The 19,211-nt window shown below is 30.8% G+C and carries 15 protein-coding genes and 1 other RNA gene; 11 read left to right on the top strand and 5 right to left on the bottom strand.

All coding sequences use genetic code 11. The features are described 5' to 3' along the window. Position 1 precedes the first annotated feature (1 nt). Genes HYG85_RS00620 through HYG85_RS00610 form a run of 3 tightly spaced genes read left to right on the top strand, consistent with a single transcriptional unit; the run spans position 2 to position 3,826 of the window. A complete protein-coding gene (locus tag HYG85_RS00620; RefSeq protein WP_212691866.1) occupies positions 2–1,156 on the top strand; it encodes an extracellular solute-binding protein in 1,155 nt (384 codons plus the stop codon). Further along, the gene (locus HYG85_RS00615; protein ID WP_212691865.1) at positions 1,104–2,801 is read left to right on the top strand and encodes an ABC transporter permease; all 1,698 of its coding nucleotides are present in this window, start codon (positions 1,104–1,106) and stop codon (positions 2,799–2,801) included. The genes HYG85_RS00620 and HYG85_RS00615 overlap by 53 nt, the downstream gene beginning before the upstream one ends. Beyond that, a complete protein-coding gene (locus HYG85_RS00610; protein WP_212691864.1) occupies positions 2,798–3,826 on the top strand; it encodes an ABC transporter ATP-binding protein in 1,029 nt (342 codons plus the stop codon). Before HYG85_RS00615 ends, HYG85_RS00610 begins: the two co-directional genes overlap by 4 nt. A gap of 6 nt (positions 3,827–3,832) precedes the next feature. On the opposite strand, the gene HYG85_RS00605 is transcribed toward HYG85_RS00610, so the two are convergent. Then, positions 3,833–4,711, bottom strand: coding sequence for a cation diffusion facilitator family transporter (locus tag HYG85_RS00605; RefSeq protein WP_242986507.1), 879 nt, complete (start codon positions 4,709–4,711; stop codon positions 3,833–3,835). Between the two features lie 464 nt (positions 4,712–5,175). On the opposite strand from HYG85_RS00605, the gene HYG85_RS00600 reads away from it, so the two are divergent. Continuing rightward, a complete protein-coding gene (locus tag HYG85_RS00600; RefSeq protein WP_212691863.1) occupies positions 5,176–6,288 on the top strand; it encodes an HD-GYP domain-containing protein in 1,113 nt (370 codons plus the stop codon). A 77-nt stretch (positions 6,289–6,365) separates the two neighbouring features. Here HYG85_RS00600 and HYG85_RS00595 read toward each other — a convergent pair whose 3' ends face one another. Further along, the gene (locus HYG85_RS00595; protein WP_212691862.1) at positions 6,366–7,682 is read right to left on the bottom strand and encodes a uracil-xanthine permease family protein; all 1,317 of its coding nucleotides are present in this window, start codon (positions 7,680–7,682) and stop codon (positions 6,366–6,368) included. Positions 7,683–8,108: 426 nt separating this feature from the next. On the opposite strand from HYG85_RS00595, the gene HYG85_RS00590 reads away from it, so the two are divergent. The 6 genes from HYG85_RS00590 (at position 8,109) to HYG85_RS00565 (ending at position 15,174) form a co-directional block, all read left to right on the top strand. Then, the gene (locus HYG85_RS00590) at positions 8,109–8,936 is read left to right on the top strand and encodes an ABC transporter permease (RefSeq protein ID WP_113674683.1); all 828 of its coding nucleotides are present in this window, start codon (positions 8,109–8,111) and stop codon (positions 8,934–8,936) included. A 1-nt stretch (position 8,937) separates the two neighbouring features. Beyond that, positions 8,938–9,720: an ABC transporter permease gene (locus tag HYG85_RS00585; protein WP_113674684.1), complete on the top strand. Its 783-nt coding sequence runs from the start codon at positions 8,938–8,940 to the stop codon at positions 9,718–9,720. A gap of 15 nt (positions 9,721–9,735) precedes the next feature. Next, positions 9,736–10,788 (top strand): ABC transporter ATP-binding protein, encoded by a 1,053-nt coding sequence (locus HYG85_RS00580; RefSeq protein WP_212691861.1) that lies wholly within the window; start codon positions 9,736–9,738, stop codon positions 10,786–10,788. 103 nt (positions 10,789–10,891) lie between these two features. Beyond that, entirely contained in the window at positions 10,892–11,965 is a 1,074-nt protein-coding gene (locus tag HYG85_RS00575) for an ABC transporter substrate-binding protein (RefSeq protein WP_212691860.1), read from the top strand. Positions 11,966–12,102: 137 nt separating this feature from the next. Further along, on the top strand, positions 12,103–13,815 hold the full coding sequence (locus HYG85_RS00570) for an adenine deaminase (protein WP_212691859.1): 1,713 nt from the start codon (positions 12,103–12,105) through the stop codon (positions 13,813–13,815). Positions 13,816–13,857: 42 nt separating this feature from the next. Further along, a complete protein-coding gene (locus tag HYG85_RS00565) occupies positions 13,858–15,174 on the top strand; it encodes an amidohydrolase (RefSeq protein ID WP_212691858.1) in 1,317 nt (438 codons plus the stop codon). Positions 15,175–15,316: 142 nt separating this feature from the next. Here the strand turns inward: HYG85_RS00565 and HYG85_RS00560 are convergent, their stop codons facing one another. Then, on the bottom strand, positions 15,317–16,555 hold the full coding sequence (locus HYG85_RS00560) for a 6-phosphofructokinase (protein WP_113674689.1): 1,239 nt from the start codon (positions 16,553–16,555) through the stop codon (positions 15,317–15,319). Between the two features lie 375 nt (positions 16,556–16,930). Between HYG85_RS00560 and ssrS the strand changes: the two genes are divergently transcribed. After that, positions 16,931–17,111, top strand: a non-coding RNA gene (gene ssrS / locus HYG85_RS00555) — 6S RNA. Between the two features lie 47 nt (positions 17,112–17,158). Here ssrS and HYG85_RS00550 read toward each other — a convergent pair. Together HYG85_RS00550 and aroA are read right to left on the bottom strand one after the other, a co-directional pair. Next, a complete protein-coding gene (locus HYG85_RS00550; protein ID WP_212691857.1) occupies positions 17,159–17,821 on the bottom strand; it encodes an SGNH/GDSL hydrolase family protein in 663 nt (220 codons plus the stop codon). 91 nt (positions 17,822–17,912) lie between these two features. Beyond that, positions 17,913–19,193 (bottom strand): 3-phosphoshikimate 1-carboxyvinyltransferase, encoded by a 1,281-nt coding sequence (aroA, locus tag HYG85_RS00545; protein ID WP_212691856.1) that lies wholly within the window; start codon positions 19,191–19,193, stop codon positions 17,913–17,915. Positions 19,194–19,211 lie beyond the last annotated feature (18 nt).

Genomic DNA, 19,211 nt, shown 5'->3' with positions numbered 1-19,211 from the left:
GGTGAAAAATAAAATTACTATTATTATGAGTTGCATTTTGATAATATCATTAATGCTTGTAGGGTGTTCAAAAGACAATGAAGAAAATGTTGTCTCACAAAATCCAGAAGCAGGAAATGCACAGGAAGATGGAACTAAGGCAAAAGATGAAAGTAAAGAAACAGAGGACAGTAATAATGAGAATGAAGAGGATAAAGGTAAATATCATGGCAAAGAAGGTAAGATAACTGTATATTTATCTGGTCCAGAACAAATGTTAAACAAGATAGAAAGTGAATTCGAGACTGTAAATGGTGACGTTTTGGATTTAGTAATATTAGGTTGTGGTCCTCTTAGACAGAAAGTATGGACTGAGAAACAGGCTGGGCAAATTCAAGCAGATGTTGTATGGGGTTCTGATCCACTGTTATACTATGCTCTTCAAGACGAAGGTAATTTAGCACAATATAGTCCTAAGGAGTATGATAATTTAAAAGAAGAATACAAAGTAGGGGATAATTACTACACAATAGTTAATGAAAGATATGCTGTTATAGCCTATAACAAAGATAATTTAAAAGGCGATAAAATACCAAAATCCTTTGAAGACCTTAAGAAGGAAGAATATGCTGGTAGCGTTGTAATGGCTAATGCCAATTATTCTTCAACTGCACTAGCAATTACTTCAGGTCTGTATCAAATGAGCGGCAATAATTGGGATTACATAAAAGCGTTGAAGGATAATAAACTATTCTTTGCAAAATCTAATGGTCAAGTTCCTTCTAAGATTCAAGAAGGGGAATTTGATACAGGAATAGCTCCACATGATTCTGTTCTAAGATTGAAGAAAAAAGCAAAGAAAGAGGAGTATAAGACTCCAATAGAGATCAGCTGGCCATCTGAAGGAGCTTTAAGAATTCAAAGACCAGTAGCAATTATTAAGGATGAATCAAGACCAAGTAAGAATCAAGAAATAGCTGAAAAATTTGTTGATTTCCTAGTATCTAAAAAAGTTCAAAACATTACTGTAGGAATGGGATTTGTAAGTGTAAGAGAAGATGTTTCATTACCACAAGGAATTCCTGCTGAGTTAGTAACTAAGGAGATTGACTGGAGGTTCGCTTATGAAAACGAAAGTACACTTAGAGATGGAGTCAAAGAAATCATGGGCAACTAATGGTATGAAGAATACATCACAGTTTTTAAAAGAAACTGTGATGTATGTAATGTTATGTATAATAATATTTATTATCATAATATATCCATTGCTGAATCTATTGATAAAGAGTTTTGACATAAGTGTTTTTATTTCTTTGTTTAAAGATAAATCAACATATATAAGTTTATTCAATACATTGATCATAGGTATTGGCGTTACTTTTTTTTCTATACTATTTGGTGGAAGCTTAGCTTGGTTAGTTGTAAGAACTGATTTTCGGCACAAGAAATTCGTTAAGTTATTTGCTCTAATAGGTTTTATGATTCCTTCATATATTCTCAGTATTTCATGGATAGAGATTTTTTCTAAGAATGGTTACTTGAGCAGATTGCTGAAATTTTTATTCGACTATGATTATAATTTTTTCCCATATTCAATTATATCTGTTATCTTTGTTTTATCAATCCATTTGTATCCTTTGGCTTTTATGTCTATTTCTAATGCTTTAGAAGCGTATTCAATGGATTATGAAGATGCAGCTTTTGTCTGTGGGGCAGATAGAAGAAGGATAATGAGAACTATAACATTTCCTATGATAATCCCTAGCATCTTATCTATAGGAATTTTAATATTCAGTCGTTCAATGGCTAACTTTGGAGTTCCGGCTGCTCTATGTTTACCTATAGGAAAAGATGTAGTCACTACTAAAATATTCAGTTACCTATCTCATCTAGAGTTAGTAAATGCTACAGTATTATCTGTAATACTAATAATAATATCAGCTTGTATATACATCATTAACTCAAAGATTATAAGTAAAAGGAAATATGCAAGCAGTACCAATAAGAAATTCAGGAATCCTAAGCTGATAAAATTAGGAAAGCGTAGTAGAATAGTTAATTTCTTTGCAATAGCATTTTGTATTTGTGTAACAGGCATACCTTTGGCAAGTATTGTTATAACATCTTTTCTCAAACGATGGGGCTTGAAAATACAATTGAAGAATTTGACTATCAACAATTATGTTACTTTGTTTACTAATCCCTATACTAATAAATCATTCATAAATAGTATGGTATATGGGATAGTAGGTGCAACAGCTGCGGTTATAATTGGATGCCTTGTATTATATTTGTTCTATATCAATAAAAACAAATTGACCAGTTCATTCATGATTATTGTTACATGGCCCATAGCTTTCCCAAATATCGTATTAGCAGTAGCAGCTACGTTAAGCTTTATAAATAAGCCATTAAAATTATATGGAACAAAATGGATTATAATTATTACATATATTGCATTATTCATACCAATTGCAGTTAAAAATATGAGCGGTATAATTGAAAACATAGATAAGAGCTTGATAAAAGCCTCTAGAATGTCTGGGGCAAGTATACTTAGTACATTAAAAAATATAATAATACCATTGATAGCACCCGGAATGACTTCAGCTTGGATATTATGTTTTTTGATAGCATTAAGAGAAATTCCAATCTCTCTATTATTATATAGTAGTGGAACTGAAACTTTGGGTGTCATGCTGTTTACATTACAATCCAATTCTTACGGACTTGAGATGACATCTACTCTAGCAGTAGTAATCATAATCATGAGTTTAATTGGAAATCTAATAATTAAAAAGGTTAGGAGACGAAGTAAATGATAACTGCAAAACTTAATGATATCAGTAAAAAATATGGTGAGATCAATGCTCTAAAAGAGGTAAGTCTAGATATTCATACAGGAGAATTATTAAGTATTCTAGGTTCTAGTGGTTGCGGAAAGAGTACATTACTGTATTCTATCGCTGGACTAGAAAAACCTGATAGCGGGGATATCAGTCTCAATGGTAGAACTATATTTTCTGCCTCTGAAAGAACATTTATACCACCTGAAAAAAGAAATATAGGTTTAGTTTTTCAGAATTATGCACTTTGGCCACATATGAATATCTATAAAAATGTGGCTTATCCTTTACAAATAAGGAAAGTAAAGAAATCTATTATAAAAAAAGAGGTATTAGAAAAACTTGAATTAGTGGGTCTGAGTGGAAAAGAAAAGAAGTATCCTCATGAATTAAGTGGGGGAGAACAGCAAAGAGCTGCTGTGGCTAGAGGATTGATTATGAAACCTGATATATTATTACTGGATGAACCATTTTCAAACTTAGATGCAAAGTTAAGAGAAAAAATGCAAGATGAATTAAAACGGATTCAGAAACTTACTAAACTCACTATGGTTCATGTAACCCATGACCAAGAAGAAGCAATGAGAATCTCGGATAGGATTGCTATAATGAATAAGGGTAGATTACTTCAAATAGGTGAGCCTAGTGAAATATATGATAGACCAAAAGATGTTTTTGTTGCAGGGTTTGTTGGTAAATCCAATTTAATTTCATATGATACAATTAAAAATTATCTACCAAGAAAAGTTAAAAATGATTTAGAGGAAAAATCACTAAATAAAACTAAAACCATTCTGGTTAGACCTGAAGATATAACCATTACAGATACAGAAAATAATACTATAAGTGGTGTTATCACTAATAAATTCAACAAAGGAAGCGTTTATATGTATAATATAAAAACGGGCTTTCATGATTTTGTTATTCAAACAGACAATAGATGTAACTATGATATTAATTCAAATGTTAATATTATGATAAAAAAAGGATGCGTCATATAGGAGATTTTATCTGTGATATTGAGCAGGATTCACGTGTACAACAACATCTTCTATATGATCAAATTCCATAAGTGATTTTTTTATCTGTGCTGATATGGAGTGTCCTTCGTATACTGTCATATTAGCATCAACAGATATTTTTACAATCAGTATAAAATTAAGACCTATTGGTTTGGAATTGATATTATCTACATGGTCAAGTCCTTCTATTGACATTATCTGTTTTTCCATTTCTTGTTTTACTTTTGAATCAATGTTAGTATCCATCAAAACGGAATATGATTGATTGAAAATAGATACTCCCGTATATGCTATCCATAAGGAAATCAATATACCTACAACTCCATCAACAAAATAAATATTGTAATGACCAAGAATAACACTAAGTAAGGTCAGAGATGATAAGAAAATATCATTTCTATGATCTTGGGCATTAGCTATAGCCAATAGACTGTTATATTTTCTACCGATGTTGATTGAGTAGATGAATAGAACTAATTTAATTACTATAGAAGCTAGAGCTATATATATGAGCCAAGGTGAATATTCAAATTCTTGTTTGTTGATTAAAGAATCAATGGACATCTTGAAGATTGAAAATGAAACAAAGAACAATGAAAAACTAATTATCATTGAAAAAATATATTCAGCTTTTCCATGACCATATGGGTGTTCATCATCTCCAGGTGTAGAAGAGATTTTATTACCTACAAATGTTATGGTAGAAGCAAAAACATCTCCTGCGCTGTTAAGTCCGTCTGCAATCATAGCTTGACTCTTAGATATAAAGCCAATTATGAGTTTGATTACCAATAGAAATATATTACCTAGAATACCAGATAAAGCAACATTTTTTATTTTTTTATATTTATTTATATCATTCACCAATATTACCCCATTTTTTATAATTATTATATTTATATAGCAGTTTGTTTCCTTAGATTACCATTATATATTATTTTAAATCATTTGCGCAAGTGAAATATATATATAATTTATAAGTCATATAATAACTATTATTAATAGATAAAAGGAATATATGAAGTGGTTGAATATAAGGTAAGAATATTATAAAATCATTCCTTTTAAACAATTCTTAAGTTATTGAATTATTAAATAAAAATGCTAGTCGTAAAAAAATTTATTACCATATATAATTAAAAAATTACTAAATTGACTATTGGATAAAACAATATTGTGTTATAATCTATATAGTCCATTTTAACTATTCAAATTATTTGAGTTTATGCAATAATAGATATTATGGATATAAATAGATATAAATAAACTAAAGTTGATACAATTTATAAGCTAAGGGTGTATACTTCAAAGTAGGGGTGACATAATAAATGAGATTTGTACCTGTTAATGGTTTAATGGAAGGTATGTATGTAGGTAAGAGTTTATTTGATAGAAATAATCAATTATTACTAAGCAAAGGCAGTGTTGTTCAGAAGTCATATATCGATAAAATATATAAAATGGGGTATCAAGGAATCTATGTTGAAGATTATATTTCTTCTGATATAGAAGTCAAAGATATAATTAGTGATGAATTAAGAAGGAATACAGTCAACACCATAAAGAATGTATTTATAGAGGCTGAAAATGACAAAAAATCCAGTAAAAAAATGAATAACATAAATGAGACAAAGTCTCTAGTTACTGATATAGTGGATCAGATACTTGAGAACCAAGACACAATAGTTAATCTTATCGACCTGAAGATGTTTGATGACTATACATTTTATCACTGCGTTAATGTTGCTGTGTTATCCATAGTGCTCGGGACTTCTATTGGACTGAACAAAGAAAAACTATATAATCTTGGACTTGGGGCTATATTACATGATATTGGAAAAATGTTTGTTGACAGTAAAATTCTTAATAAAAATGGAAAATTGACTAAAGAAGAATATAAGCATATACAAAAACATTCGGAATATGGATATAATTATTTGAAAGAGACATTTGAGATACCTCTTTCTTCATATATTGGTGTTTTACAACATCATGAAAAATATGATGGAACTGGATATCCTTCTAATAGAGCAAAAGACGATATTTCATTATTTGGTAGGATTATTGGTATAGCTGATGTATATGATGCTTTAACGTCAACTAGACCATATAGGAAAGCTTTACTGCCTTCTGAAGCTATAGAGTATATAATGGCTAATGGAGGTATTATGTTTGATGTTAATCTGATTCAGAATTTTGTTAAGAAAGTAGCACCTTTTCCAGTTGGGACTTGTGTGGAGCTTAGTAATAGATACAAAGGTATCGTAGTAGAAAATTATGAAGAAGCATGTTGTAGACCTAAAATCAAAATAGTTTTAGATGATAACAACAATGAAGTAGACTCTTTCTATTATAATCTTAAAGATCAAAAAGAGTTAAGAAATGTAACTATCACTTCCATAAGTGATTTATCAATTGGTAATTTAGAAAAGTGTAATTAATTTTATGGTTTTGCATTTTAAAAAGGCTGTTGTATCAGTAAAATCTTACTGGTACAACAGCTTTTTTAAATCTTAAGTTAACGATCTTTAGCGTTATCCTGTGGAAGTAAAAGGTTTAAAAGTATAGCAACTAGTGTAGTTACAACAACAGAGGATTTACCAAATATTGAAATAAACCATGATGGAAATAGAGCAAGTGAATTAGGAACTTGTACGATTCCCATACCTAAAGCAACAGAAAGTCCAACAACTGCAGAATTCCTCTTGTTGAGATTGCCAGCAGCTATCATTTTGATTCCTGTCATTGTTATTATAGCAAAAACTGATATAGTAGCGCCACCAAGAACACATTGAGGAATTGTCGTAAGTATAGAAGCAAATTTTGGAATAAGTCCTGTTAAAATAACAATAAAAGATGCAAAAATAAATATCCATTTATTTATAACTTTGGTTATAGTGACTATACCAACATTTTGACTATAGGTTGCAGTTGGCATACATCCAAAGAAAGCAGATATGATTCCAGTAAAACCAAAACCTATAATTCCGTGAGATAGTTCTTTATCAGTAGGAAGTCTGTCCATACCACCACCTGTTGTAGCAGATAAGTCACCGATAGCTTGAACAGAGTTCACAACATACATAATAACCATAGATACGATTGCTGTAGTATTGAAATTGATACCAAAATGCATAAACCTAGGAGCTTGAAATAGGCTTGCTTCCCGAACAGCATCAAAAGATACTATTCCCAGGAATATAGAAATTACATATCCCACAATCATACCTATTAGAATAGAGGCAAGTTTTAAAGTTCCTTTAGTGAAATGATTAAAATATATTACAACACCAAGAGTTATCATTGCAACTATCCAGTTCTGAGGAGAACCAAAATCAGGTGAACCAGCACCACCAGCTATATATTTGATAGCAACAGGGTAAAGAGATAAACCTATTGAGAGTATAACTGTACCTGTAACAATAGGCGGAAACAGATAGGATAGTTTTTTAAGAAAAATACCGAATAATATTGCAACTAAACCACCTGCTATTTGTGAACCAAATAATGTAGCTATATTAAATTCACCAGCTATAGCTGTTAATGTAGGTACATATGCAAAACTTACTCCCATAATTATAGGTAGTCTTGAGCCGATAACCCCACCTATAGGGAAAATTTGAATTAATGTAGCTATTCCAGAAAAAAATAATGAAGCTTGAACTAATAAAACTTTATCACTAGGATTAAGTTGTGCAACACTTGCGACAATAAGGGCTGGGGTAACGCAGCCTACGATCATTGCAACAACATGCTGTAGTCCTAATGGTGCAACATCTTTTAAAGATGGTTTACCATCAAAACTGAATAGCGTTGATTTTTTGTTAGTTTTCATAATAATACCCTCCCAAATTAAAAAAAGATAAATAAATAACCTCAAGAACCTTATTTGTGTATAAAATTTTGTTTGTTATAAAAATTATACAATAAATAAAATGGAATTTAAACAATTTTAAATTATTATTTTGAATTTTTATAGAAAAAATTGAGGAAAATTGAAAAAAGTATACTTGAAAAATAATGCTGATATGTAAAATTAGTAGTATTAATAATTGACTTACATAATTCTACATGATATACTGTATTTCGTCGTAGCGAACTTTAATCCTGTTTTTGGAATAAATGTTCGGAGAAGTACAAAAAACGAATATCATTTTAGAATATACTATTATTCCTATCTGAATATATAACGATATAATTAAGCATAATAAAAATATCTTTTATAGTATATTACTTTATTAAGACTAGAAAGGAAGATTTCATGAAGAAGAAGTGGTTTTATACTTTATTAATACCAGGGTTAACTTTAATAATTGTATTTCTATTTATTCCATTAATATATACAATAGGATCTACATTTATTGGCGAAGAAGGTTATAGTTTTGCAAGGTATATTGAATTTTTGAAGGATGGGTATTATATAAAGATATTTAATAGAACACTTAGAATCGCACTTATTACATCATTGGTGTGTATGATTCTAGGAATGCCTGTGGCATATTACATATCAAGAACCAAGAAAAGTGTTAGGGGTATATTTATTGCTTGTACAGTTTTCCCCCTTCTAACTAATTCGGTTGTTCGTTCTTTTGCTTGGATGACTATTTTAGGTTCAAACGGAGTTATCAATAAGCTATTGATGAATCTTAATATCATAGATAAGCCATTAAAACTTTTATATACAGAATCTGCAATCATAATTGGTACGGTTTACTTGTTTCTGCCATTGATGGTTGTATCATTAGTGGGTGTTATGGAAAATATTGAAAACGATTTATTAGAAGCTGCAGAGAGCTTAGGAGCCAATAGGATTAAAGCATTTTTCAAAGTTATTTTCCCACTTAGTGTACCTGGACTTATAGTAGGTTGTGTACTTGTATTTACTGGTGCATTCACTGCGTATACAACACCTCAACTTTTAGGAGGGAATACTAATATAGTATTATCAACCCTTGTTTATCAGAGAGCTATGACTCTTGGAGATTGGACTGGAGCATCTGTGGTAGCTACTGTTATGATTGTTACTACTTTGACCGTTATAGGAGTAATAAATAAACTGGCTAGCAGATTAAATGAAAGGGGTGTTTAATATGAAGCACAATAAAGGGCTAACATTTTTCACTGTTTGTGTATATTTATTTATATTCGCACCAGTAGTTATTATAATAATGACAGCTTTTGGACCGGATGAAGTTATTGCGTTCCCGCCAAAAGGATTTAGTTTAAAATGGTTCGTGAATATCTTTACATCAGATATGTTCATGAAGACTTTTTCCATTAGTATTCAGGTAGCAGTTATAGCAACAATAATTGCACTGATTATAGGCGTTCCTGCTGCATATGCAATGAGTAGATTTGATTTTAAAGGGAAAGGACTTATTAAAAATATATTTTTCTCTTCAATTATTGTTCCAGGAATAGTTTTTGGTTTTTCAATCTTTAATTTTATTATTATAAAATGGAAATTACCTATTTATACAAGCTTATTGATAGGTCACATCATAATAATATTACCGTACATCATTAGGGTGGTTGCTTCTAGTTTAGAAGGTTTTGATTATTCCATAGAAGAAGCTGCAGTCAGCTTGGGAGCAAGTAGACTGAAAACATTCTTTTTGGTTGTATTTCCTAATATAACATCAGGGGTTATTGCAGCTTTTATGCTGGCATTCATAAATTCATTTAATAATGTACCTATATCAATATTTTTAACAGGTCCAGGTGTAAGTACATTACCAATAAAAATGATGAGTTATGTAGAATACTATTATGATCCAACAATCTCAGCATTATCTGTTACATTGATGATTATGACCATTGGGATTATGTTTATTGTTGAGAGAACCTTAGGACTAAGCTATTTTTCTAAATAAGAATGGAGGTACAATATGTCATTTATTAATTTAAAAGATATTACTGTTTCATACGATGGTAAAGTAGATATATTAAAAAAATTGAATATTGATATTGAAGAAGGTAAATTAGTTTCATTATTAGGACCAAGTGGCTGTGGTAAAACTACTACTTTAAGAGTGGTTGCAGGTTTTATTCAACCTAAGAATGGTCAGTTTATATGTGAAAAAGAGGATTATACATATATACCTGTTCATAAAAGAAATTTTGGATTAGTATTTCAGAGCTATGCATTGTTTCCTCATCTCACAGTATTTGATAATGTGGCTTTTGGATTGAAAATGCAAAAAGTAGATAAGAAGGATATAAAAAAGGCTGTAGAAGAGATCTTGGAAGTTGTTGATTTAAAAGGGTATAATTCAAGATATCCCAAGGAATTGTCAGGTGGACAGAGACAAAGGGTGGCATTAGCTAGAGCTTTGGTGATTAAACCAAAATTATTATTATTGGATGAACCTCTTAGTAATCTGGACGCAAAATTAAGATTAAAGATGAGAGCAGAAATCAGAAAACTCCAGCAGAAGTTAGGAATCACTACAATTTTTGTAACCCATGACCAAGAAGAATGTTTCTCAATTTCAGATAAGGTTGCGGTTATGAATGGTGGACTTATAGAACAATATGATACACCTGAAGAAATATATACAAACCCATCAAGCGAATTTGTAGCAAGATTTGTAGGATTTGAAAATTTCATAGAGTTAGATAAAATTGGAGATAATATATATCAATCAAAATCTGGCGCAAAGTTCATTACCGATATTAATGATAAGGATACTAAAATAAAGGAAAAGCTGGTTGGGACAATCAGACCAGATAATATTAAGATAATAGACAATGAGAGTGAAGCAGAAAACAATATATTAGAGGGTATTGTTGATGTTAGAACATATCTTGGAAAAGAGTATCAGTATTCCATTAATACTGAAGTAGGAACTATACTGGTTAATGCCAATAATGAAAAAATATATAATCAAGGTAATGAAATCAAACTATACTTACCTGCAAATAAATTGGTATTAGTATAGAATGATTGAAAAGTGTGCAATACTGTAGATAATTAAACTCTACATATTAAATAAATACTCTTTGATTTAGAGAGTAAAAAAATAAAAATTATGGAGGTCAACAATGAAAAAGATATCAATTATTTTAGCATTAATGATATTATTAGTAAGTGTTACAGGATGTGGAGCAACTGATAAAGCAAAAGATGGAGATAGTCAACCAAAAGATGAGAGCCCAACTGAATTAGTAATCTCTACATGGGGTTATAGTGAAGATTTACTTTGGGAAAATGTATTTACTCCTTTTGAAGAAGCAAATAATGTAAAGATAGTTTTGGAAACAGGTAATAATTCAGAGAGATTAACAAAATTAAAAACTAATCCAGATAGCAACATAGATATTATATATCTTGCAGAAGCTTTCGCACAAGAAGGTATTGAAGCAGGTTTATTTGATGAACTTGATTATAGTAAAATTGACAATGCAAAAAAGATTGATGAAAAAGCAAAATATCTAGTTGAAGCAGGATATGGTCCAGCTTATACTTTAAATCGTGCAGCTATAGCATATGATCCTAATAAGGTTGGATTTGAAATAAAATCATGGAATGATTTATGGAAGAGTGAGTTAAAAGGAAAAATTTCTATTCCTGAGATAACAACTACATTCGGACCTGCAACAATGTATATAGCATCAAATAGTAAAGGTGTGGATATTACTTCTGATAATGGAGAAGAAGCATTTAAAGCATTGGAAGAATTAAAACCTAATTTAGTTAAAACTTATACTAAGTCATCTGATTTAGCCAATATGTTTGCTAACAATGAAATAGAAGTTGCAATTACTGCTGATTTTGCATATCCAAGAGTAAAAGCAGGAGCACCAGATGTAGTATTTGTTGATCCAGAAGAAGGTGCATTCATAAACTTTAATACTATCAATATTGTTAAAAGTTCTAAGAATAAAGAGTTAGCTATTAAGTTTATCAACTATGCATTAAGCACTGAAGTTCAAACTAGAACTGCAAAAGCATTAGGTGAATCACCAGTAAACACTGAAGTAGAATTAACAGATGAAGAAGCAGCAAACTTGACTTATGGAGAAATTGTAGGAAACTCCAATACAGTAGATCATAAATTTGTTAATCAAATGAAAACACAATGGATTGATAAGTGGAATAGAACATTAAATCAATAATAGATTCTAAGTTGTTGGTATAAGTTATTATGAGCGTAATATATACTTAAGTTGATAGAAGATATCAACATATGTATGTATTGCGCTATTGTATTATAGGTAACTTTACATGATTAGAAAAAGATAGGAGTATAACTATGGAAATAGATTTATTAATTAAAAACGTACAAGTATATAATGCATATATTAAAAAAATTATACATGGAGATGTAGCAGTACTTAATCAAAAGTTTTTATACATTAGTAAAACAGGAGAAGACCATAATCAGGATTTCATTCCAAAAGAAGTCATTGATGGTAATGGCAAGTATATGATTCCAGGTTTGATTGATATTCATATGCATATAGAAAGTTCTATGACTACACCTTTTCAATTTTCTCAGGCGGTTATTCCCCATGGAGTTACCACAGTAGTTGCTGACCCTCATGAGATAGCTAATGTTTTTGGTATTGAAGGAATATTAGCCATGTTAAAAAGTACAAAAAATAATGTTGTAGATATATTATATTCTATCCCAAGTTCAGTTCCTTCAACAACTAAACTATTTGAAACAACAGGAGGAAGTATAGAGGTTGAAGATGTATCAGAGCTAATTAAGATAAGAGAAATCTGCTGCTTAGGAGAAGTAATGAATTTTAAAGGTCTGATTAATGATGATGAATCATTGATTAATAGAATAATCAAAAAGATCAAAGATGAAAGACCTAATCTGAAGATAGAAGGTCACTGCCCTAAAATAACAGGTCTAGATTTAGCAAAATTCATTTATCAAGGAGTAGATGCAGACCATACCCAGCAAACGCCTTCTTCAATAAAAGAAAAAATAGAAAATGGAATGTTCTTGGAAATTCAACACAAATCAATGACACAAGAAAATATTAAGTATCTGGTAGAGAATAATCTTTATGAACATTTTTGTTTGGTTACAGATGATGTCATGGCTGATAGGCTAATGGATGGACATTTGAACTTATTAGTAAGAAAGGCAATTCAGATGGGTATGCCTATAGAAATGGCAATATATGTTAGTACTTATACTCCTGCAAGAAGAATGCTTTTACATGACAGAGGTAGTATTGCCCCAGGAAAGATAGCAGATTTTATCTTGCTCAGTGATATTAATAATTTTGAAATAGATAAGGTATATAAAAATGGGAAGCTTGAATATGATGGAGAACAACAATATAAAGAAAGTGAAATAGGATTTCCGCCAGAGTTTTATAAAAGTGTAAAATTGGACTATGTATCCCAATCAGATTTTCAGGTGTCAGCACCAATAGAGAAGGGTAGAATTGACTGTAGAACAATGAAGGTAACACCTCATACTACTTTTACAATAGAAGAAAAAAACACACTGGAAGTAAAGGATGGAAAACTGCAGTGGCAATCTTCACCATATTGCTTAATTACTGTTTTTGAAAGATATGGCAAGAATAATAATAAAGCTTATGGATTAGTTGGTGGGAGTGTAATAAAAGAAGGGGCGATAGCTACTACTTACGCACATGATCACCATAATCTAATGGTAATGGGAAAAAATCCAGAAGATATGACTATAGCAGTAAATTGGATAATCGAAAACGGAGGAGGATATTGTGTTGTCAAAGATGGAAAAGTCCTTGCAGGTGTAGAGCTTTCAGTAGGTGGTATTATATCAGAGGAAAGAATAGATATATTAGCAGGGAAAGTTAAGAGCGTAAGTGAAAAGATGGGAATTTTAGGTTATGAACATGATAATAGAATTATGTCTTTCAGTACATTATCTCTTCCAGTTAGTCCAAGCTTAAAAATATCAGATAGAGGATTGATAGATGTTGTTAAACAAGAAATAGTAGATTTATTTTATTAACTTAAATTATATGTAACAAGCAAATGAAGGGAGTATGATAATATGGCAGAATCAATTATAAAAAATGTTAATATTCTTACCATGAATGCTGATAAAGACATTATTGAGAAGGGTGTAGTAGTATTAAAAGATAATCTGATTCATGATATGGGTAATGAGGATTTGTTATCCAAATATCCATCTGATAACATTATAGACGGGAAAAATGGCATTCTAATACCAGGTATGATAAATACACATACACATGCCTCTATGGTGGTATTTAGAAGTCTTGGAGATGATGTGCCTGATAGATTGAAAAGATATATATTTCCATTGGAGAAAAAACTGGTTAATAAAGAATTGGTTTATCTGGGAGCTAAGTATGGCATAATAGAAATGCTACTAGGGGGTGTAACTACATTCACTGATATGTATTTCTTTGAGGATGAAGTTGCAAGAGCAGCTAAAGAACTTGGTGTCAGAGGGGTATTAGGAGAGACTATTATTAATTTTAGTTCGCCGGATTCAGAAGAGCCTTATGGTGGTCTTGATTATTGTGAATGGTTTATAGAGAAATGGAAAGATGATAATCTGATAATTCCAGCTGTAGCACCTCATGCGCCATATACCAATGATAAACACCACTTACAGTTGGCTAATAAATTATCAGAAAAATATGATGTTCCACTAATGATGCATGTGGCAGAGATGGGCTATGAGTATGATCAATGTTTAGAAGAATATGATATGACACCAGTACAATATTTAGACAGTATTGGTATTCTTAGTGAAAGGTTCATATCTGCACATTCAATCTTGGTATCGGACAAAGATATAGATATATTAGAAAAAAGAAAAGTAGGTATTAGTCATAATGTAGGCGCTAATTCCAAAGGAGCAAAAGGAGTCGCTCCAATCACAAAAATGTATCAAAAAGGTATGAAGCTTGGACTTGGGACAGATGGACCAATGAGTGGAAACACGTTGGATATTGTAACACAGATGTCATTAGTAGGAAAGATACATAAACTACATAATAAAGACAGAAGTTTATTTCCTGCCAGTGAGATCTTGGAAATGGCTACAATCGGTGGGGCAAGAGTCCTTAATATGGATAATGAAATAGGTTCTATTGAAATCGGTAAAAAAGCTGATTTAGTACTTTTTGAGACTGATTCCATAAATATGCAGCCATTATATGATTATTATTCTGTTTTAGTGTATTCTTCTAATCCAAGTAATGTAGATACTGTGATAGTTGATGGAAAGATTCTGGTCAAGAACAAGAAGCTGGTTGAATCTAATATCATGGATAAGGTCAAAGAACAATTAAAAATGATTAAAAACAATATATTAGAAGTATCAAAAGAGTTATAATATACTATCTATAATATTAGCAAATAGAAAAGCTGTCCCAACATATTTAAGGTTATTGGGACAGCTTTTTGTATATATTAGAAAAGTTCCTACGGAAGAAGCGTTACTTCTTTTCTTGTATTGTAGATATTAATTGTTGCTTTTAATTATTGGATATTAAATGTCTGATATCCAAATACACAGGAAGTCCGTTCTTATATTGTATATTTGGTTGACCGAATGTCAATGGTGATATATATTCTATAAGTTCATTTGTAATGTCACCATTCTCAGCATGTATCCATTCAGTAGGGATTAATTTCTCCTTGTTGGCAACTTTTTCTATATCCACACAATCAATCTGATATTTATATGGATTATGACTTGTTCTAATTATGGATACCATTTGTCCAGTATAACCATCTACAGCGTATTCAACAGCCTTATTTCCAACCTCACAAGCTTCATTGATGTCTTGTAATGATGCACTGTGCATTGCACTTCTTTGCAATACGTTAAGTTCTATTGATCTAACCTTGCAGCCCAAAGATTTACTTACTATGTGTTCCAGAGTTTTTCCTGTACCGCTTAACTTGGCATGTCCAAAAGAATCATCAAGTGCATTTTCAGATGCTGAAATATAATTTCCATCTTTATCCTTGATACCTTCTGAAACTGCAACAATTATATTCTTTTTAGTCTTTTGAATACGTTTTAGATTACTTAAGAAATCATAGATAGAAAAAGGTACTTCAGGTAGATAGATCAAATCTGGAGATGAATTATATTCATTTCTAGCAAGTGCAGCAGATGCCGTCAGCCAACCAGCATTTCGTCCCATTATTTCAACGATAGTGACACTAGGGATATCATAGATGTATGTATCATAAGATATTTCAAGCATTGTAGTAGCTACAAACTTAGCTGCTGAACCAAAGCCAGGAGTATGGTCAGTTCCAAATAAATCGTTATCTATAGTTTTTGGTATTCCAATAATCTTAACATTCTTATTTTTGATTTTAGCGTATTTTGATAATTTTAGGACAGTATCCATAGAATCATTACCGCCAATATAAAAGAAATATTCAATTTTTTTGCGTTCAAATATATCGAAGATCAATTTATATTCTGTTTCATCTTCAGTAAAATCAGGTAGCTTATATCTACATGAACCCAAAAACATTGAAGGAGTAGTCTTCAATACTTCCAATTTGCTTTTTGAGGGTGCAAATATGGATGTTAAATTGATTATATTATGATTTAAAACTCCTTGAATACCATTTATAGCGCCATATACAGTATGTATATTAGGGCTTTCTATGGCTGAATCTATAACACCGCTTAAAGAGGCGTTTATTACGGACGTTGGACCACCCGATTGAGCAATAAGACAATTAGACATATGTAAATCTCCTTTTATAATTTTAAAAAATTAAATGAAAAATTTTCCTCACAGTTTAATATAATACAATATTTAATTCTGAAAAGCAATTACAAATTGACTTGAAAAGCATAATTAATGCCCTTTTAATAAATAGGATATTAAAATATATTAATAGGTAAAATTTGATTGTATTTGTATAAGCAACAATGCATATAATAATATCGTGACAAAGAAATGGTTATTATAATGTACTTGTATTATATAAGAAACAAAAAAATAAAATTTACCCTATCATTTATAGACAAAATAAACAAAAAAAACCATAATTATTTACACTAATTATCTTGCAAAATTTCTTGATATATAGTATAATGAGTTCACAGCAAAGTTAGATATTTCCTGGGATGTACGATAATCCTGCTATTTTGAACCTACATTAGCAATTCGGGAGTTCTATATTTCAAAGTGGATGTCAAGCCCTCATTATGGCGGGGAAGACAAAAGCTCTGGTGCGGACACCCACCTAACGTGAGTTAGGGATCAAAATTCAGGAAACGGCATATCCGGGTATACATATTTAATTTAAAAAATAAGTTACTATTTTCATAGTAACTTTTTTATTTAATCTATTTTACCGATAGTTCTTTCTTTTAAAACTCCTTGAAAATTGATATATTTAGTAAATTCTGCAAAAACCGTATCAAATAATAAATCATATCCAGTTTCATTCAAATGTACTCCATCATCTGAAATGAATCTCTCATAATTATCTTGACTAAGTAATTTATTGTAAAAATCAATAAGCGGACAATTATAATCTTTGGATAAGGTTTTAATTATATGTACGTATTGATTCATACGTGAATTATTACGTAATGGTTTTGAAATTTCTTCATTAACTGGAGGGGGAGTAATCATAATAGGAATGGGCATACAATTATTTAAACCGGTCCTATTGTTATGTTCAATGATTCTATTAATTATATTAGTTAAATTATTTTCAAATTCTTCTAGTGGTCTATATTTATTGTTATTAGCACAATCATTAGTGCCGAATTGTACGAAAACCATATTTGGTTGATGAACCAATACAGAAGTTTCAATAGTTTGAGATGCTTCTCTAGTGGTAACACCGTTCTTACTAGAATTAACAATATTCCAATATATTGAAGGATAGTAGCTAGGTATATACTTTTCAAGCCTATTAATGAAACTATGGGCTTTATTGACGCCATAACCATTTGAAATACTATCACCAAATCCAACAATTGTTGTCTTAATCATAAGATTACCTCCAGTTTGAAATTAACATATTAGCTTTACATTATATAATAATACAAAATAAGAGTAATTCCAATAGTTTTTTAAAAAAAACTTATAAATCACTTATATTTTGTAATGAATTGTAAAATCCGGGGAAGGATATATCAATACATTCACTTTCATTTATATCTGTTTTTCCTTCTGCAACAAGACCTGCAATAGCTAAAGACATAGCTACCCGGTGGTCATTATAGCTTTTAACTGTTGCACCTCTAAGATTAGGGGAATGAGATATTATCATACCATCATCAGTCCCTATGATATCAGCACCCATCTTACTTAATTCAGTTACCATAGTCTCTATACGATTAGATTCTTTTACTTTCAATTCTTGAGCATCCTTTATGATTGTTTTACCTTCAGCAAAACAAGCAGCTACTGCAATTACTGGGATTTCATCAATCAGAGCAGGGATGATATCTTTATCAATCACTGTTCCAGACAGTTTACTGGATTTCACCTTGATATCAGCAACCAGCTCACCGTTAATCTCTCTTTCATTAAGTAAAGATATATCTCCATTCATTGCTTTCAGTACTGTGATAATCCCATCTCTTGTAGGATTAATCCCAACATTTTTAATCACCAGCTGAGAGTTTTTAGTAATCAAACAAGCTACCATGAAAAATGCAGCTGAAGAAATGTCTCCAGGTATATTTATATCTTTTGCATATAGTTCCTTTACAGGTGTACTTGTTATTGTAGAACCTTCAGTAGTTATATTGCCTCCAAAATAATTAAGCATTATTTCAGTATGATTTCTAGATAGAACAGGTTCTATTATTTTAGTATCATTTTCTGTATATAAACTTGCTAGAATTATACATGATTTTACTTGTGCACTAGCAACAAAGGAGTTGTGGGTTATATTATGCAATTTACTGCCAATGATTTTTAATGGCGCTTTATTATTACTTTCAATAGATACAATGTTAGCTCCCATTTTGGTTAATGGATCTATTATTCTTTTCATAGGTCTGCTTTTAATGGAATCATCTCCAGTTATGATACAATCAAAATCTTGTGGAGCAAGGATTCCAGACATCAACCTAAGTGTAGTACCACTGTTACCTACATATAATTCGTTTTCAGGCTTTTTGAGACCATGTAATCCTCGACCATTAACAGTGACTAGGGAATCATTTATTTCTATATCAATTCCCATATCCCTAAAGCAGCGAATAGTACTTAAGCAATCTTCACCCATTAAAAATCCTTTTATATTTGTAATACCTTTTGATAGAGCGCCTAACATTATTGCTCTATGGGAAATGGATTTATCCCCAGGTACATTAATTTCACCTTGTATACTTTTCACAGGATGTATTATCATATTTGCCTCCAGTAGTTA

The sequence above is a fragment of the Vallitalea guaymasensis genome, assembly GCF_018141425.1.
Classification (GTDB): Bacteria; Bacillota; Clostridia; order Lachnospirales; family Vallitaleaceae; genus Vallitalea; species Vallitalea guaymasensis.
This window is presented reverse-complemented; position numbering and strand designations above follow the sequence as displayed.